This window comes from Bradyrhizobium sp. F1.13.3, assembly GCF_040548265.1.
Taxonomy (GTDB): domain Bacteria; phylum Pseudomonadota; class Alphaproteobacteria; order Rhizobiales; family Xanthobacteraceae; genus Bradyrhizobium.
This window is the reverse complement of the sequence record NZ_JBEPRI010000004.1, coordinates 22,455-36,756: the sequence shown is the minus strand read 5'-3', so window position 1 is coordinate 36,756 and position 14,302 is coordinate 22,455. Positions and strand designations below refer to the sequence as shown.

Sequence of the window (14,302 nt, the reverse complement as noted above, 5' to 3'; positions counted from 1 at the left end):
TTTCCCCAACCAGGATTTTTTGGAAGCTCGGCTAAGCGCCCGCTTCCGTTTGTTTATGCCTGGCGATGAGAGGATGGCATGCTGGCCCTGTACCGGCAAGTGAAACGGCTTGCCACGATGCTGCATGGACAAGCACCGGTGTGGGCTGGGTCAGCGCCCTCACCCCACGGGATCGCTCGCGCTCAGCAGCGTCGTGAAGCCGCCATAGATCATGCGCTTTCCGTCGAACGGCATGCCGTCCAACTTCAGCCGCGGGTCCGACATCACCTTCTTGTTGACGGCATCACGGGTCTCCCGGTCGCGATAGACGATCCAGGAGAACACCACGATCTCGTCCTCCTTCGCCATCACCGCGCGCGGAAACGAGGTGAGCTCGCCATAGGGCACGTCGTCGCCGATGCATTCGACATAGTCGAGCGCGCCGTGCTCCATCCAGATCGCGCAGGCCGATTGCGCCAGCGCCTTGTAGGCCTCGATTTTGTCCTTCGGCACGGCCAGCACGAAACCATCGACATAGGGCATCACGGATCTCCTTGGGCTGTGTATCCGAAGGACGATGCGGCGCCTGACGATCCGACCAGGAAACGTGATTTTCGGATGAGGCAAACGGTCGCGCGCCGCCGTGGCGCGCCGCCGGAGCCTGCGATCCCACGGCCCGCACGTCCCAAGTGGACCGCAAAACACCCCTGCGTCGCAGCGCTTGCCAGCCCACAGCCGAGCGGGTAGAAACCCTCCACGCCTGAGCCGTGATTTGCGCGACAGCGCCATCGGCCACAGCCGGACAAATCAACAAGTCATTGAATTTGTTCGGCTATTCCGTTGGGGAATGGTGTAACGGTAGCACAACAGACTCTGACTCTGTTTGTCTAGGTTCGAATCCTAGTTCCCCAGCCACAACAAAAAAGCCAGCAAAATCAATGCATTAATGGCGCCCTCGTAACAGGGCAACAAACTTTCGTAACACCCCATTGTGTGTTACTGCGACCTTCAAGCGGCGGCTCAGGAAGGGTGTCAGGTCAGCGCGGATGATCTGCGGTCCTGGCAACGGCACGGTTGAGCCAGAGACGTAGCGCAACCCAAGCGATGGTTCAAGCGCCCTACTCTTTCTGGTTCTCGGTAGCCGAAACAAGCGTGATGAGCATAGATGGAGCTGCCTTACTCCAAGTAAATGACTTTTAATCACGGGGTCCTGGGTTCAAGCCCCGGCGCGCTCACCACTGATCAGATAGAAAAATCAAATCGTTGGCTGCGGTACAGAACTAAGCTAGGGCGCCAGAGCCTAGGCACGATTTCCAATTTGGGGTGCGTTTTTGGGTGCAAATGAGATTATTCCCTCCTTTTTGCCGATGGCGGGAGTTGCCGTCCACTTCAAGCATCCCCCTCACGATGGCGCTAGAAATGAGGGCTCGTTGTGCGGCGTCGATCTCACGTCCAGTGCTGCACCGACTGAGCGACCGAGCCGAGAATACGGTGCAGAACGGCAAACACACGTTGTCCAGGCCGCCTCTCGCAAGCATCGTGAACCATTGGCACAAAGCTGATATGTGGCGGGCGGAACTGCATGGCTTAAACAAAACGCACCGGCAAGAGCGGGACGGCGGCTATCTCTGGGCACCGAAAAGCGGATCGGGTGGAGTCGTATTCACCCACTGGTCTAATATGACACTCGTTCGGCCAGGAGACGTCATTTTTTCCTACGCGAACCAGTCGATCGGCGCGATCGGCGTCGCATCCTCCTCGGCTTACGATGCACCACAGCCTGACGAGTTAGGGGGCGTGTGAGAAAAACGACGGGCGTAGAGTCGATGTCGCCTATCGGGCAGTGACACCGCCCGTTCCAATCTCAACGTTTGTAGATGCGCTTGTCGAGCGATTGCCTGCGCGAAATTCTCCGATAACGAAACAAAAACTTGGCGTTCAAGGATATCTGTTCGCCATTCCACCAAAAGCTGGTCAGCTTATTTGCGAGCAACTTGCGTTCGCCACGCCAGTCGAGCAGATGGTTGCTGATACCCTCCAGCAGATCATCCGAGATAAGACGACACGAGACACGCTCGTGAAAGCTAGGATAGGTCAGGGCCGTTGGCGTCGCGACCTACTTCGCCACTGGTCAGGCAGATGTGCAGTGACAGGCCTTGAGGTGGAGGCACTGTTGCGGGCGTCACACATCAAGCCGTGGTGCGATTCAGACAACCAAGAGCGTCTGGACGTATTTAATGGGATCATACTTGGGCCAGCATACTACGCCGCCTTTGATGCTGGCCTCATCAGCTTCGAGGACGACGGAACTATCCTCATTTCTCCGCTATTCCCTGCGACCCAGTACGTGGTCGCCGGGATCTCCAGCACAGCCTTAATACCAAAACTGATAGATCAGCACCGCGCCTACCTTGCGCACCACCGCAACAACGTGTTTGCCCCCGAATAAGTTGACGCTCCCTAGGTATCCCACCGAGCTTTGGTGTCAGAGACATACGATAGACGTTGATCCCTGCCCTTCTCCCCTTGCGGGAGACCAGAGAGACAAAAAACTGTAGCGATATCAAAACGTCGTCTCGACAGTGTCCGGCCGGGTGTCCAAAGTCGCAACTCGGCTAACGATGGCGCGTTTTCTCTCTGCTACGATCCTGGATGACCCACACCCTGGAGGTCGATTCGTGGAAGCGGAAATGAAAACGTGGCTCGCTGTCTATCGACTTGAAGCCGATCTGCGTCTGGCTAAAGCAGCCTTCTGAACTGCATTACGAACATCCGCGCGGCGAATACAAAATTACATTGTCCGGTTTGATCGAGAGCGAGCCCGAGCTGGAGGAGGACCTTGAACTCCGGATCATCCTTCAATCCGAAGGAATTTCCGCTGCCGAGGACCTCGCACTAAATTCAGCACGGCAGTTTCTACGCCTTCTTAGCTTTGTGACTGGCTCTGCCCTTCAAAATTGTTCGCAAACGACTTTGATGGATTGGACTCCCGGCGTCGAACACAGGGAGCAGTTTGCCTACGAGCGAGACGACTACCGGGACCGACCGGAAGCGATAACTGCCGAAATATTCGAAAGCGTCAAAGAACTGCAAACATCTCCAAACTCCGTCGCTGTGGATCGCGCATTGCGCTGGTACTCCGCAGGCGTCAGCTCCACCATAATGGAGGATCAGTTTCAGTACTTTTGGTTTGTGCTTGAATTGATCGCTGAGACTACAACCGACAAACTTGTCGTCGGGGACAAATGCCAGAAATGTCGTTCTGATCTCTTTTGTCCAACTTGCAACGAAGTATCCACACACCGACCGTTTCAAAAGCAACGAATAGAAGCCCTCTTGACGCGCCTGAAGGTCGGCTCCCAGATTCAAAGCGATCTGTTCGACATCAGAAATGGATTGATGCACGGACGAGCACGCGAACAAATCGAGGAAGCGATTCAGGAGCGCGAGCCGGACTTTGAGTTCGCCAAGGCCGTCGATTTCGCGGGCCAAACGGCGTTCATGGCCATATTCAACGCGTTCGTCATCAAGCAGAGTCAACTTGATCGACTAGTTTTTTCCGCGCCCGAGACGTTCGTTTCACGGGCAGGGGTAATGAAGGCCCATTTCGTTATTGGAATGCACGGTGATCCAGCCGACCCGCAACTGCAGAATGTCGTCCTTCCGAAGATCACAGCCCACCGCATCGACGAGACGGGCAACATGTTTGACGACTAGACATGGCGCCGACCCAACCACAAAAAACTCGCCTTCGGCGAAAACCGTTTGCAGCACCGCCGGGCACGGCGCGCTGAGGTGATGGTCCGATCCGATCATTCTGCCGGACGGTCGAAAGCTCGTGACGCTGCAGTCACAAGACGAACTGATACCCGCCTTGCCGCCACACCGCGGTCCGGACATGGTCCCGCCGATCACGTTGACCGTCGTCACCGAAGATCGACGCTCCGCGACCGACAAGATCGAGATTGTTGGGGCGACGAAGGTGACGTTCCAGTAGCGATGTCACCTGTGAATAACCGGGACAAGCTTTCCGCGCCGCGCGTTACTACCCTGCATTGTGCCATCGTGAAGCCTCCCGATTCGCAGCGGAGCAGTGCGAGTGGTGCGTTTTAAAAAGCGGATTTCCACAATGGCGAATTTTCAACTACGTCATTCAACCGAGGCCGAACTGAACCTTCACGTATGGCGTTACCTTACGTTTCCCAAGTACGTTTCAATGATGATTTACAGCGCCCTCTGGTTTGCGAAACTGAAGACGTTGCTTTCGATGGATGCCGATGAGGGAGCGATGCCTGTCATCGCCGCACGGGAGATGACCGAGCGATATCTTCAATGGGAAATCATCAAGAACAACCCTGGATTTACGGAGCAAATTAAGAATTCGAGCAACCGCAATGTGGAGGATGGTCGCGAATTAACGCTAGCGAACTGTTGGTTCTGTAGTGAAGAAGAATCGAGCGCGATGTGGCGAGATTATGCAGGTAGTCATGAAGGTGTTGCTGTTGTTTCGACAATCAAGCTGCTCCGTCAGCATGTTTATTGTGACCCGCAGTTCTCGTCGATTGGACGTGTCCAGTATGTCGATCTGAGTTCGCATGTCATGTCCCACTATGAAGCCAATCAGGCTGGCGAAAGAGCATTCCTGAAAGGAAACGGATTCGCGGCCGAGCGAGAGGTTAGGATGACAACAATGAGCATCCGGGGACCGATGTGCGTGAATCTAGACGGAACAGACATGCGCCCTGATCAATACAGTGGCCTCGGAATGAACAATTTCGACTGCCCCGGGCTGTACATAAAAGCTGACCTGAGGAGTCTGATAAGGCGCACCGTCCTTGCCCCGGACGCTCCAGTATTTCTCGAACACCTTGTTAGAAAAATGAGTCATCTTGCTGGCGTGGACTCTCCAGTTGAGCGCTCGAGCTTGGAAGACCGATCAAAGTAACTTGCGGTGCGAAGGCATCGGGTCCCGCCCTTACCTCTCTGTCTATCGCTGCTCGGCTTCGGTGGCTCGCATATACGCACTGTATCGATGTAAATTCTGCGATCACGGTGACACGGTGCTATCGTGATCTTTGGTGCGCTGCTCGAACCGTTCAATCGCGGGCAGCGGGTCGGGTTCGAACACGGACAGGCCAAGCGCCATCATCCGCTTCAGCAGCTCGGCACTCTCGCGATGTCCGGAGGCATCGCCGGACGCCTTATCGCCGGAGTGACTCGGCGGAAGCTGCCACGGCGCGAGGCCGAGCGCGACGATTTGGCATTGATAGCTGCACCTGCCGAGTTCGCGAGCTCTCACCGGCAGCGAAGGCGGCATAGACGCTCTTCTTGGCCTAAGTTGCAGCCTGACTTAGCGCCTCAGTCGTGGCTTTTTGCCAGGATCTCCAGCCTCCCATTGCGCATCGGCGCAGCCCTCAGCTAATCGCACGCATCAGGGAGTGGTCCCCGACGCTGGTTGAGAACAGCGCCCGCGAAAGCATACGCATCACGACGTAGCCCTGTGCGGCGTTGGCGCGCCAGGTCGCATCAGTTCAGATCAAATCTGGCGTTCCGCCCCGTAGTTGGGGGCAGAACGGACAGCTCTAAGCGGGCCCGGATGGAACAGCAGCTTGGACGCCCGCAAGTGCGGCTTGCAGCGCCGCTTCCTTTGTGTGGTCGAGAGATGTTTTCAGAACGGTGCCGCCTTCCCCCCGGAGCCCTTCAAGTACTTTGTCGGCGGTGACCTTGCGAACCAAGACGAACAGCGCTGCGGTGCCGGGCTGGATTGCGGCAGCGGTATCCTTCATAAATTTGTCGTTGATGCCGACGTCGGTCAAATACCCGCCGAGCGTGCCAGAGGCGGCACCGAGCGCCGCGCCAGCCAGGGGCATCAAGAAGATCAGTCCTATCAGCGATCCCCAAAAGGCACCGCCAACCGCGGCGGCAGCGGTGGTATTGATCAGTTGATTTAGCCTGACGTTTCCCTTGGCGTCTTTGACGGCGATTACCGCATCGCCCAGTTCGATTAAGTACTCTTTCTGCATTGCGAACAGCTTTTGACGAACCTCTTCCGCTTTCGCTTCTGTCGGGAATGCGATCACAGATTACTCATGGCAGTTCTCCATTGCAGGTCTTTGGAGGCTGAGAGAACCCGCCGTGGGGGTAATTGATTTAGATCAACCTGTCGCCTGTGCCGTCGAGGGTCGAAACAAATCAGCAGAGTGGAAGAGCGCCGTTGTTTTCGCCCGATCCCGCTTGTGGGTCGCCCGCGTTGGTTCAGCGCTCGGCTGCAAATTTCCAAGTCTATTCTTATGAGCGAAAGCGCGTCAACGGAAGCGATGGGGCAACAACGACCATGCGCTGTTGGCGACTTGCTCTGAGCCTCCTATCTGAGCAGCCAAAATAGATCGTGCCACCTCGATCCCTCCGGTGATAATGATCTGCACCCCGACGCAAAGCAGAAGAATGGCCGATAGTCTCGTTACAACGCTTGTGCCTTCTTCCCCGAACAAGCGGGCCATACTGCTTGACCGCTTGTAAGCGTGATAGATCGTAGCCGCCACAGCAAGCGCAATGACAAACCAGACAACGGTCGACGTGAACAATTCGTGCATTCGTCTGGCCGGTTTGTACTAATCGCGATAGCGGTTGCGATACGGGGCCGGTAGTCAGCGGGAAAAACGCCATTCTTTGAATCGTAGCAAGGCTGGCGGTCGAAGTCTCGCGGGCGTCATGGGGCAGCGGTGGCGCATGAAGCATTGAACAGCCGGAGACCGCGACTACGAGCCCGCCCGCAATTCGCAGCGCGGGGTCAGGATGCCGGCGACTGACCCTGGCACCGGGTGCGCCATTAAAGTCATTTTCGAGTCTCTGAAGCTCGCCGCCTCAGCCGGGCATACCAGTCGGCGTAAGGAGTGTTCTTGACCGCATGTCGGTTGAAGTCCGGCTTGCCGTCCGTCCACCAGACCGGCCCCCGCTCCCCCAAGCCATGCTTTGCTTGGTCGACCAACCGATGCGCTGCGGCTTCGGCTTCCGGACATTGGGCCGCTTTGGCTACCTTCACCGCGCGGCGTGCATCCATCAGCTGCTTAACAAGCCGCGACTTCTCATTAAGAGCAATGCTCGGATCGCTCATCCGCCATAGCTTCCCCCGGACGACGAAGTAGCGACCGTCTGGGGTCACGGGATGCTTGAGACCAGCCATTCAAAAAGCGCTTAATTAGTGCGAACGGCCTTCGCGCCTGCGCCCTTCAGCGCCTCGGCGATCGTATCCGGTTCGTCACCGTCGAAATCAACCTCGATCTCGCCGTCAAGCTTCTGCCCTTCCGGCCGCGGCACGGCTTTGACGTCGGCGCCGGCGGACCGCGTCCCGGACGAATTCGAGGCCCCCACAGGCTGAACGAAGACGTCGCCTCGCGCGACCGCGCATTCTTGGACGAGGCGCTCCACGGCCAGCTCGGCCTCTCGCCGCGAGGCCAATTCTCCTATGATCGTGCTTTCCAAGGTTGTCCTCCGCGCCATGGCTCGAGAGGCGGACAACCGGCCAACGACGTCCAGAGTTCCTACACTCCTCCTATGCGCCGTCCCGCGGCGGCCGGGGCCCGGGACGCAGTTGCGCAAAGGAGGAGAAACAGCGACGGCTCCGCCTTGTACCCTGCGGCCGCGCGACTGCACTCCGACCCCGACATCACGGCTTCGCCACCAGGCCCGCAAACGGCCCACTTCCACCGGCCGAGCCCGCGCTGCTTCAACACGATGTCGAAGCCAGCGTAGCCATCCTCATCGGTCTTGAAGTTCATGCTGCGATCCGTCCCGGGAAGCCGTTCTGAAGCTGGTCCAGTAGCCGCTGCTCGCGCTCAATCCGACTCAGATAGAGTGCTCGCTCCTTCTCAGTCTTGGCGTTGGCGAGCAGCAGCCGGTAGTGGGCAGTGACCTTCTCGCTGCCGCGGATCGGCATGTCCGCACGTCACTCATCGCGCAGGCCCCGTTGTCAAGGGCAAGACCGGGCTCGGGGGCATGGTGAGCGCGAAGGGAAACGTCAACGCCTCTAGCGCGGAGCTCTCCTCCAACAGGCGCCGCTCGATGAACTGGCGCTCGGGGTCCGACACCTGCCTCGATCCTCAACCGAGACACGTCGCATTGTATTCGCGTTCAACGAAATAGGATGTCGGTGGAGTACGAGCGCCTGGTCGAGGCCTAACCCTTCCAAGCCATATGGACCTTGCCATCGGCATGTATTGCTACGCGGAATGGTGCGAAATCGGTTATGACTGCTGGATAGCGGGGGACACTAGGCTCAAGTTCGCTGATCGCCGCCACTAGAACATCTGGCAACGGCTGCAACGAAAATGGTACAAGGCTTTGCTCATAGACATATCGGTACTTTTCGAACGCCTTCGCCCCCTCTGTGAGGCACGTCTTTAGATCTGTTTTCGTGCGAAATGGGCCGTCGTTTATCTTGTAAAGCTCATTCTTCTCAATCGCGGCGTTCCAATGTTTTTCTATCGTCGCGTGTGTATGCGGCAACTCGTCAAATAGTTCACGAAGGTGGTGATTCCACTGGATTTTACGAGGAATTAGACCTTTATGCTTCACAGCAAGAAGGCACTTAAGAAAGATTTCCGAGGATAGCGCAAACAAGCTCGCTGCGGGGAAAAACATAGCCGGCTGAGTTGGCGCTTGATTGGCGATTCGGACCGCTGCTTCGCGATAGATAAATCCATCGTGAAACATCATCGAGGGGTCGAGTTTCTTTTGCGCGGTATGAGGGTTTAACATGGCTAAGGCTTACGCTCCTAGCGCTCACGTGAGTGCGAGACAGTACGAAGCGCCGTGAGCACATGGCCTGCATTGTCAACATGCCGGTTAAGACGCGCAACCAACAACGTCTCCGCCCTCTCATCTATGAACAGGCATGCTGGCTTTTCTGTGGATAGCAGCCCAGGCACTCCTTGCGGCGGCGGCCGCTGCACCAGGTCTGGGACGCGAGTTCGTGCCAGGATTGTCAATCGACTGAAGCCCATTGTGCAGAAGTCAATAGGACTACCGATCACCGCGTTGCTTGCGCCACTCGATCTCGCTGGCGAGCTTCTCGTACTCCTCGGCGAGCAGCAGCCACTGCTCCCGCTGTCGCTCATCCTTGGCCATCTGGGCCATCTCGCGACATTCAGCCGCCTGCCTGCGAATATGATTGAGATCGCCGTGGCGGTTTCATAGCGCGCCAGTCTGGTGAATGGACTCTGGGAAATTTCCCAATAGCGAGCGCTTCGCTTACCGGTAAGGCCACCGCAAGTATTGCATCAAGAGCATTGCGAAGCGGGAGGTCGGACGGCTGTTAAAATCGAGTTCTGCACGTCGGCTGGCACTGCTCCGATTGGGAGCGGAAGCCGAATATCGGAAAACTCTGTTGGATAGAGTTCAAATATGACTCGCCTTATTGCGCCGAGCAGATCACCCGAAAAGTTGAACCCCGTAACGTTCCCCAGTTCGTAGTGATATCTTAGACTGACGAAAGCATGTGCGCTGTCGGACAATGTCTCCTCAAACGAGCGGGACCGTCCAAGCTTGCTCTCTATCGCATTTCGGATGTTGGCCTCGATCCCTGGCGGATTTTCCCAAGCTTTCTTAATTCTCCGCTTAACGGGCTTGGGTAGGTTGCGAAACAATTCTTCTAGGTCGTGCGTTTCGGGGACGTCTCGTCCTGTGACGTGAGATAGAAGAAACTTGAGATACATTTCTGTTGCGAACGCATAGCAGACCATCATCGGAATGATGATGTGAGGGTCCAGGCCAGACAAGAAGGGGTAGCTCTCCAGCATGATGGCTGCCTTGCGAAACTCCTCGGCGTTCAGGAGCATCGCCCTGGCCGGGCTTTCGTTCGCAGGGGTCTGAGGCATCGTCAAATACTCCGCAGGCGCGGGTTCGAGTCCACCCGGCATCGGCAAACATTTGAGCTAATAATCAATGACTTGGTTGGAGTTCGCACTCGTTCTAAGCCGTTTTCCGCGTTTGCAAAGCCCTGCGAATCACCCCTATTCAAATAAAAGCTTATAGACAGGCACAAATCGCTCGCGCAACACGGACGCAAGAAAGCTATGCGGCGCGTCGGTTCTCTCTCTGAGCGAAGGAAGGCTTCAATGGTGCTCGGCTCGTTCAGAGCGATGTTGCCCGATTTTCGGCGCCGGGAATGAGCAGCGGAAGCACGGGATACTTATGACTGACCCAGCTATGCGCGCTCGCGTCGTTCGGCTAGTGAGCGGAGACGTTAGAGCAGATGACCTGTCGCGCCTATTCCTCTTTGCGCGCGACCGGTGCAATGGGAGAGAAGCGGTCCAGGAGGTTGGCGATTTTGTCGCCCATCACTCCGAGCGAACGAAAGGCATCGTAACTCGGTCGACAAGGGAGTGGTTTGCCACCGCGCGATTCGCCATTGAGACATCTGGCCGCGTACTAGACCCCACAAGTCTGCCTTCCATCACACCTGATTACCTACAGACAAATGTCCAGCGACTTGGCCTCAAATATTTCGGGAGGGCGAGGTTAAATAGAGCTGCTGCGATCAAGGCAACGGACGCGCTGATACTAAAACTTATGAAGAATGGCGATGGGACTTATGCCCTGCCAGTTTCGCTTCCACGCGCCGACCTCGATCTGTTTAATGTTCTGGTCAGTAACTGGGTGACTAAACCGGCGTTCAGCGGGCAACGATTGTGCGATGACTTTTTTGCCACGCTGAAAAGCAATGGATTGATCTCGAAATCTGAAGCAACACGGGCTCCATTCTTCAACACAGTCGTGCAGCTCTTTGCTATCGCAAGCATTCATGGAAGCGAGATGGTGATGTCGGATGGCACATCGATCAGATTACGCGTTGCCAAAGGCTTTGCCGGATTGTCCGTTCATGCCGCCATTCCGGTCACAACGCAAACTGGAGTGCCGATTTTCATGACGACGGAAATCTTCAGCACAGAACTCGATCAAACGGAGCACTGTGACCCCGATCTAAATGCACGAGAAGATTGGGACGGAGCGGTCGAACTCTGCGCTGACCGCAAACTCCATTTTCTTGGTTGATAAGAACGGTTGTTAGAAAAGCGAATTCGCAGCGCGGCCCCGCGGTGCGTTGAAACGGCCCCGCCCGATACTCGGTCGCCCCGAGCACGAAAAAACCCGATTAGCCCGACGCGCGATCGCGAGGCCTCAAGGCGGCGCAGGATCTCACGCCCGCCCCCGGCAGAATGAACTGAACGGATCCCGGCTCCGCGCTGATCAACCACCGCGTTGCTTGCGCCCCTCGATCTCGCTGGCGAGCTTCTCGTACTGGCGAGCAGCAGCCACTGCTCCCGCTGTCGCTCATCCTTGCCATCCGGGCCATCTCGCGACATCATGTCGGCGGCGCTCTCGGTCATGGATCCTGCCCTCGGTGATACCGCGACCATCGTACCACGCCTTCCGTGGGTAGCGAGCGCCCCGCGCTACCGACTCATCACCGCGTGGCTGTTGGTGACTAACTCCGGCTGCTGCACGAGCAAGGCCGCGACGCCGACCAGAAGCCGCATCGAGGCGACCATGATGGCAATCTACTTCCTGTCGTCCATAGGAACCAATGCCGGCCGCGAAGTCTCGTTCCCGTGGGTAGAAGCGCTCCGCGCTCATCAGTCAGACCTCACCGCAGCGTTGGGGCCAGCTCGGCGATCGAGGCGAAGCCGGCCTGGGCGCCGTCTTCGTCGGGTTGACGTTGCACTAGTTGTGCATCCACAGATCCATCGAGAACAGGTCGATCTTGATCTGCAGGTCCATGTTGGTCTCGAAGCCGGAGTTTTACCCCGAGATGAACCCCTCCATCCATTGGTGGTAGCGGATTAGTTCTCCGTAGAGCTTGCTGCCGTCGCGCTTGTCGACAAAGAGTATCTGCCCGACAGGGCTCCGGCCAACCGCGGCAATGAAGAGCGCGGCTCCTGAACGCCTAAAAAGACAGTGTCATTGGCACAATTTTGTCGCGGACCGTGTTGCTATCCTCAGGTTGCAAGGCGCGCTACTCTCAAGGACTGCTCTGCCAATGGGACACGACCAAGAGAGGGAGGTAACCATGCGATTTATGAAAGCAATTGTGATCGTCGCTATTCTAAGCGAAACGACGCTCGTCACAACGGACACCTTTTCTCAGTCGACGACTTCTTCTCAGTCGACGGCAACTTCTGGATCGACAAGGATTCCAGTGGCCCAGTTGAAGGTTGGATCGGTAGTAACAGGCGGCATTCAGTCCGCCACCATCATCGACAAGAGTGACAACGGCTTTGTCTTCAAGGTTGCGAGCCAGAATGGTCGTCCGCCGATAATTGTCGTGGTTAATGGCCCCAATCAAGAATTTAGTATCGAAGACGGATACGCGGCCATCAATGGTGCCCTTGAAGCACTTGGTTACGGGGGGCCCAAGGTCGGCCCCAAGTGCGATGTTACTATAACCGCAACCCAATCCGGATCAGGAAGCATTGTCATCAACGTAAACAACTGCCAAGCAGGGAAATAAAAAACTGGACGTGTCAGCGCCGACGTCTACTCGCTTCCCCTATAGGGCGGGCGTCGGCGCGATAAGCGGCCTCAGATGCTTCCTGAGTCCGCTCGTCACTTAGTTTCGCTGATATCAGCGCGTTCCGCCGTACAGCTGCCGCTCTTGTTGGATTTCATCAGCGCCCAGCGGACGACTTGAGGGATCAAACCGTTTCCAGCCCGTTTTTTCCCAAGCGAGACGGCGGTCTGCAAGGTTGATGGCCGATTCATTCAAAATGCTGTCGAACCGGCCGCGATCGGAATCGGGGACTCTCGCGGTCACGAGGGTACCACCTCGACGAACGCCCTCGGCGTAGGCGTGGGCATCATCTTCAGACAGGCCAGCATTCGTCAGAGCCCCTACAATGCCGCCGGTAGCGGCCCCTGCTGCCGCTCCCACGGCCATGGAGGCAAGCCAACCGGCTGCGACAACAGGGCCTAAGCCGGGGATCGCTAGCAGCCCCAGGCCCGCGAGCAAACCCGCCGCCCCGCCGAGGCCTGCTCCGATCCCCGCACCCTTGCCGGCGCCCTCTGCTCGGTCGTCAACGCCGTCGGCGTCTCGATCCTTTTTATCGCCGCTGAACCAGTTGTCTGAGTTGTTTGCAACGATGCTGATGTCTGAATGCGGCACTCCGGCAGCTTCAAGACGAGTTACTGCGCGTTGAGCGTCCGAATAAGAGTCGTAAAGGCGAGAGATGGTGGCTGTCATGTTCAACTCCTTACTTTATCGGGTTCAGTTGCCCTGGAAATCCAAGCTCACGGAGGTAAAGGATCCTCCTTTTTTTGCCTTACCGCGCCATAGGCCGTTGTCGTCTTTCTTCAGATCCGTCACGTTCGAATAACCAGCGCTCTCGATACGGGACTTAGCTTGGCCTTCTGTGAAGCTGTTGCGCCCTGCAACAGGCGCATTCGAATTATTTTGGCCCGAACTATTGACTGCGTTGTTGTTGGGTCGGTCCTTGGCCGGCTGATTTTGGGCGATCGCTGGTCCGACCAAGCCAACTGTTAGGCTAACAACTGCCAAAGCGCGAAACATATGCTTCCTCCTCCAGAGTGATCACACATTTCGATAAACCAAAATTGGATCGAAGGGTTCCAACAGCGGAACGCGATTGGTCTTGTCGACGCTTCTCGGCATGAGCGAAGCACCTGGGATCCGCCGCTTGAGGTGCGGCGAGGATCGCGCTCATCCCGAATAAATTCCCGAACTGAGTGCCAGATGCGCGGCAAGGCTTTGGCTGATGGGATGCGAGACAAGCTAGCAGAGCTCGCCGACGGAAATGGGCGGTGCCGCAGCTGATGCGATCGCGAGCTCGTCGATGATGCGCTGATCCTGCCCCATGCAGCCGTTCAAACTCCGGCAACCAGCGACCGTCAACAGGCGCCGGGTGCGGATCGATCAGCGCTCGGCCTAAGCCTGATGCAAAGGAAAAACCCCGGTGCCTTGGAGGGAAGCACTGGGGGGTTCGAAATGAATTGGTAAACCACCAATGACTCCTCGCTTCGCGATCAAGATCCGCTTACGCTGGATTCCGAAAGCGTCGATACTTTTGCGGGGGTGGCTCAACGTTCGACAAATCGTCGTCACCGAGAATCGCAGGAACGAGTTCGTCGTTCACAACCTTCTCCATCACAAATCGCACAAGCTTGGTGCGGGAGATTCCGCGTTTCTTTGCTGCCTTCTCTAGATATTCAACTTCCAATGGAACGACGATATTCTTGGTGGCCACATTGTCCTCTGTTGCTCATTGTTTCTTATTTTCGGTCGCTTGCTGATCGGCAAATTTGGTGAGAA

The 14,302-nt window shown here is 56.8% G+C and carries 18 protein-coding genes and 1 tRNA gene; 7 read left to right on the top strand and 12 right to left on the bottom strand.

The genetic code is table 11. From position 1 onward, the window contains the following. Positions 1–159 precede the first annotated feature (159 nt). Positions 160–522, bottom strand: a complete 363-nt coding sequence (locus tag ABIB66_RS12445; protein WP_275167359.1) for a DUF1428 domain-containing protein — start codon at positions 520–522, stop codon at positions 160–162. Between the two features lie 298 nt (positions 523–820). Here ABIB66_RS12445 and ABIB66_RS12440 point away from each other — a divergent pair. The 5 genes from ABIB66_RS12440 (at position 821) to ABIB66_RS12420 (ending at position 4,924) form a co-directional block, all read left to right on the top strand. Beyond that, positions 821–894 (top strand) — tRNA-Gln (locus ABIB66_RS12440). A gap of 928 nt (positions 895–1,822) precedes the next feature. Continuing rightward, entirely contained in the window at positions 1,823–2,428 is a 606-nt protein-coding gene (locus ABIB66_RS12435; RefSeq protein WP_354254904.1) for an HNH endonuclease, read from the top strand. Positions 2,429–2,697: 269 nt separating this feature from the next. Beyond that, positions 2,698–3,696 (top strand): methylamine utilization protein MauJ, encoded by a 999-nt coding sequence (gene mauJ, locus ABIB66_RS12430; RefSeq protein WP_354254903.1) that lies wholly within the window; start codon positions 2,698–2,700, stop codon positions 3,694–3,696. A 121-nt stretch (positions 3,697–3,817) separates the two neighbouring features. Then, entirely contained in the window at positions 3,818–3,976 is a 159-nt protein-coding gene (locus ABIB66_RS12425; RefSeq protein ID WP_354254902.1) for a hypothetical protein, read from the top strand. Between the two features lie 132 nt (positions 3,977–4,108). Beyond that, positions 4,109–4,924, top strand: coding sequence for a DUF2971 domain-containing protein (locus tag ABIB66_RS12420; RefSeq protein ID WP_354254901.1), 816 nt, complete (start codon positions 4,109–4,111; stop codon positions 4,922–4,924). Positions 4,925–5,026: 102 nt separating this feature from the next. On the opposite strand, the gene ABIB66_RS12415 is transcribed toward ABIB66_RS12420, so the two are convergent. The 8 genes from ABIB66_RS12415 to ABIB66_RS12380 form a co-directional block, all read right to left on the bottom strand. Next, positions 5,027–5,296: a hypothetical protein gene (locus tag ABIB66_RS12415; RefSeq protein WP_354254900.1), complete on the bottom strand. Its 270-nt coding sequence runs from the start codon at positions 5,294–5,296 to the stop codon at positions 5,027–5,029. A gap of 265 nt (positions 5,297–5,561) precedes the next feature. Next, a complete protein-coding gene (locus ABIB66_RS12410; protein WP_354254974.1) occupies positions 5,562–6,002 on the bottom strand; it encodes a DUF1269 domain-containing protein in 441 nt (146 codons plus the stop codon). Positions 6,003–6,284: 282 nt separating this feature from the next. After that, positions 6,285–6,572, bottom strand: coding sequence for a MarC family protein (locus tag ABIB66_RS12405; protein WP_354254899.1), 288 nt, complete (start codon positions 6,570–6,572; stop codon positions 6,285–6,287). A gap of 242 nt (positions 6,573–6,814) precedes the next feature. Beyond that, positions 6,815–7,093 carry a hypothetical protein gene (locus ABIB66_RS12400; RefSeq protein WP_354254898.1) on the bottom strand — a complete coding sequence of 93 codons (279 nt, stop codon included), beginning with the start codon at positions 7,091–7,093 and terminating at the stop codon, positions 6,815–6,817. 80 nt (positions 7,094–7,173) lie between these two features. After that, positions 7,174–7,461: a hypothetical protein gene (locus ABIB66_RS12395; protein WP_354254897.1), complete on the bottom strand. Its 288-nt coding sequence runs from the start codon at positions 7,459–7,461 to the stop codon at positions 7,174–7,176. A 292-nt stretch (positions 7,462–7,753) separates the two neighbouring features. Then, positions 7,754–7,915, bottom strand: coding sequence for a hypothetical protein (locus ABIB66_RS12390; protein WP_354254896.1), 162 nt, complete (start codon positions 7,913–7,915; stop codon positions 7,754–7,756). Positions 7,916–8,154: 239 nt separating this feature from the next. Then, a complete protein-coding gene (locus ABIB66_RS12385) occupies positions 8,155–8,736 on the bottom strand; it encodes a hypothetical protein (protein ID WP_354254895.1) in 582 nt (193 codons plus the stop codon). Positions 8,737–9,257: 521 nt separating this feature from the next. Then, positions 9,258–9,854: a HEPN domain-containing protein gene (locus tag ABIB66_RS12380; protein ID WP_354254894.1), complete on the bottom strand. Its 597-nt coding sequence runs from the start codon at positions 9,852–9,854 to the stop codon at positions 9,258–9,260. A gap of 694 nt (positions 9,855–10,548) precedes the next feature. On the opposite strand from ABIB66_RS12380, the gene ABIB66_RS12375 reads away from it, so the two are divergent. Together ABIB66_RS12375 and ABIB66_RS12370 are read left to right on the top strand one after the other, a co-directional pair. Further along, on the top strand, positions 10,549–11,031 hold the full coding sequence (locus tag ABIB66_RS12375) for a hypothetical protein (RefSeq protein ID WP_354254893.1): 483 nt from the start codon (positions 10,549–10,551) through the stop codon (positions 11,029–11,031). Positions 11,032–12,046: 1,015 nt separating this feature from the next. After that, positions 12,047–12,487: a hypothetical protein gene (locus tag ABIB66_RS12370; RefSeq protein ID WP_354254892.1), complete on the top strand. Its 441-nt coding sequence runs from the start codon at positions 12,047–12,049 to the stop codon at positions 12,485–12,487. A 114-nt stretch (positions 12,488–12,601) separates the two neighbouring features. Here the strand turns inward: ABIB66_RS12370 and ABIB66_RS12365 are convergent, their stop codons facing one another. The 3 genes from ABIB66_RS12365 to ABIB66_RS12355 all read right to left on the bottom strand — a co-directional run bounded on the left by ABIB66_RS12365 (position 12,602) and on the right by ABIB66_RS12355 (position 14,237). Then, the gene (locus ABIB66_RS12365) at positions 12,602–13,216 is read right to left on the bottom strand and encodes a general stress protein (protein ID WP_354254891.1); all 615 of its coding nucleotides are present in this window, start codon (positions 13,214–13,216) and stop codon (positions 12,602–12,604) included. 24 nt (positions 13,217–13,240) lie between these two features. Further along, complete coding sequence (locus ABIB66_RS12360; RefSeq protein ID WP_354254890.1) at positions 13,241–13,543, bottom strand: hypothetical protein; 303 nt, start codon at positions 13,541–13,543, stop codon at positions 13,241–13,243. A 484-nt stretch (positions 13,544–14,027) separates the two neighbouring features. Further along, on the bottom strand, positions 14,028–14,237 hold the full coding sequence (locus ABIB66_RS12355) for a hypothetical protein (RefSeq protein ID WP_354254889.1): 210 nt from the start codon (positions 14,235–14,237) through the stop codon (positions 14,028–14,030). Between the last annotated feature and the right edge of the window lie 65 nt (positions 14,238–14,302).

Coding starts and splice junctions, on each gene's coding strand:
- ABIB66_RS12365 (WP_354254891.1), bottom strand. CDS start 13,216: ATGACAGCCACCATCTCTCGCCTTTACGACTCTTATTCGGACGCTCAA.
- ABIB66_RS12375 (WP_354254893.1), top strand. CDS start 10,549: ATGAAGAATGGCGATGGGACTTATGCCCTGCCAGTTTCGCTTCCACGC.
- ABIB66_RS12380 (WP_354254894.1), bottom strand. CDS start 9,854: ATGCCTCAGACCCCTGCGAACGAAAGCCCGGCCAGGGCGATGCTCCTG.
- ABIB66_RS12405 (WP_354254899.1), bottom strand. CDS start 6,572: ATGCACGAATTGTTCACGTCGACCGTTGTCTGGTTTGTCATTGCGCTT.
- ABIB66_RS12410 (WP_354254974.1), bottom strand. CDS start 6,002: ATGCAGAAAGAGTACTTAATCGAACTGGGCGATGCGGTAATCGCCGTC.
- ABIB66_RS12370 (WP_354254892.1), top strand. CDS start 12,047: ATGCGATTTATGAAAGCAATTGTGATCGTCGCTATTCTAAGCGAAACG.
- ABIB66_RS12400 (WP_354254898.1), bottom strand. CDS start 7,093: ATGAGCGATCCGAGCATTGCTCTTAATGAGAAGTCGCGGCTTGTTAAG.
- ABIB66_RS12445 (WP_275167359.1), bottom strand. CDS start 522: ATGCCCTATGTCGATGGTTTCGTGCTGGCCGTGCCGAAGGACAAAATC.
- ABIB66_RS12390 (WP_354254896.1), bottom strand. CDS start 7,915: ATGCCGATCCGCGGCAGCGAGAAGGTCACTGCCCACTACCGGCTGCTG.
- ABIB66_RS12360 (WP_354254890.1), bottom strand. CDS start 13,543: ATGTTTCGCGCTTTGGCAGTTGTTAGCCTAACAGTTGGCTTGGTCGGA.
- ABIB66_RS12420 (WP_354254901.1), top strand. CDS start 4,109: ATGGCGAATTTTCAACTACGTCATTCAACCGAGGCCGAACTGAACCTT.
- ABIB66_RS12385 (WP_354254895.1), bottom strand. CDS start 8,736: ATGTTAAACCCTCATACCGCGCAAAAGAAACTCGACCCCTCGATGATG.
- ABIB66_RS12415 (WP_354254900.1), bottom strand. CDS start 5,296: ATGCCGCCTTCGCTGCCGGTGAGAGCTCGCGAACTCGGCAGGTGCAGC.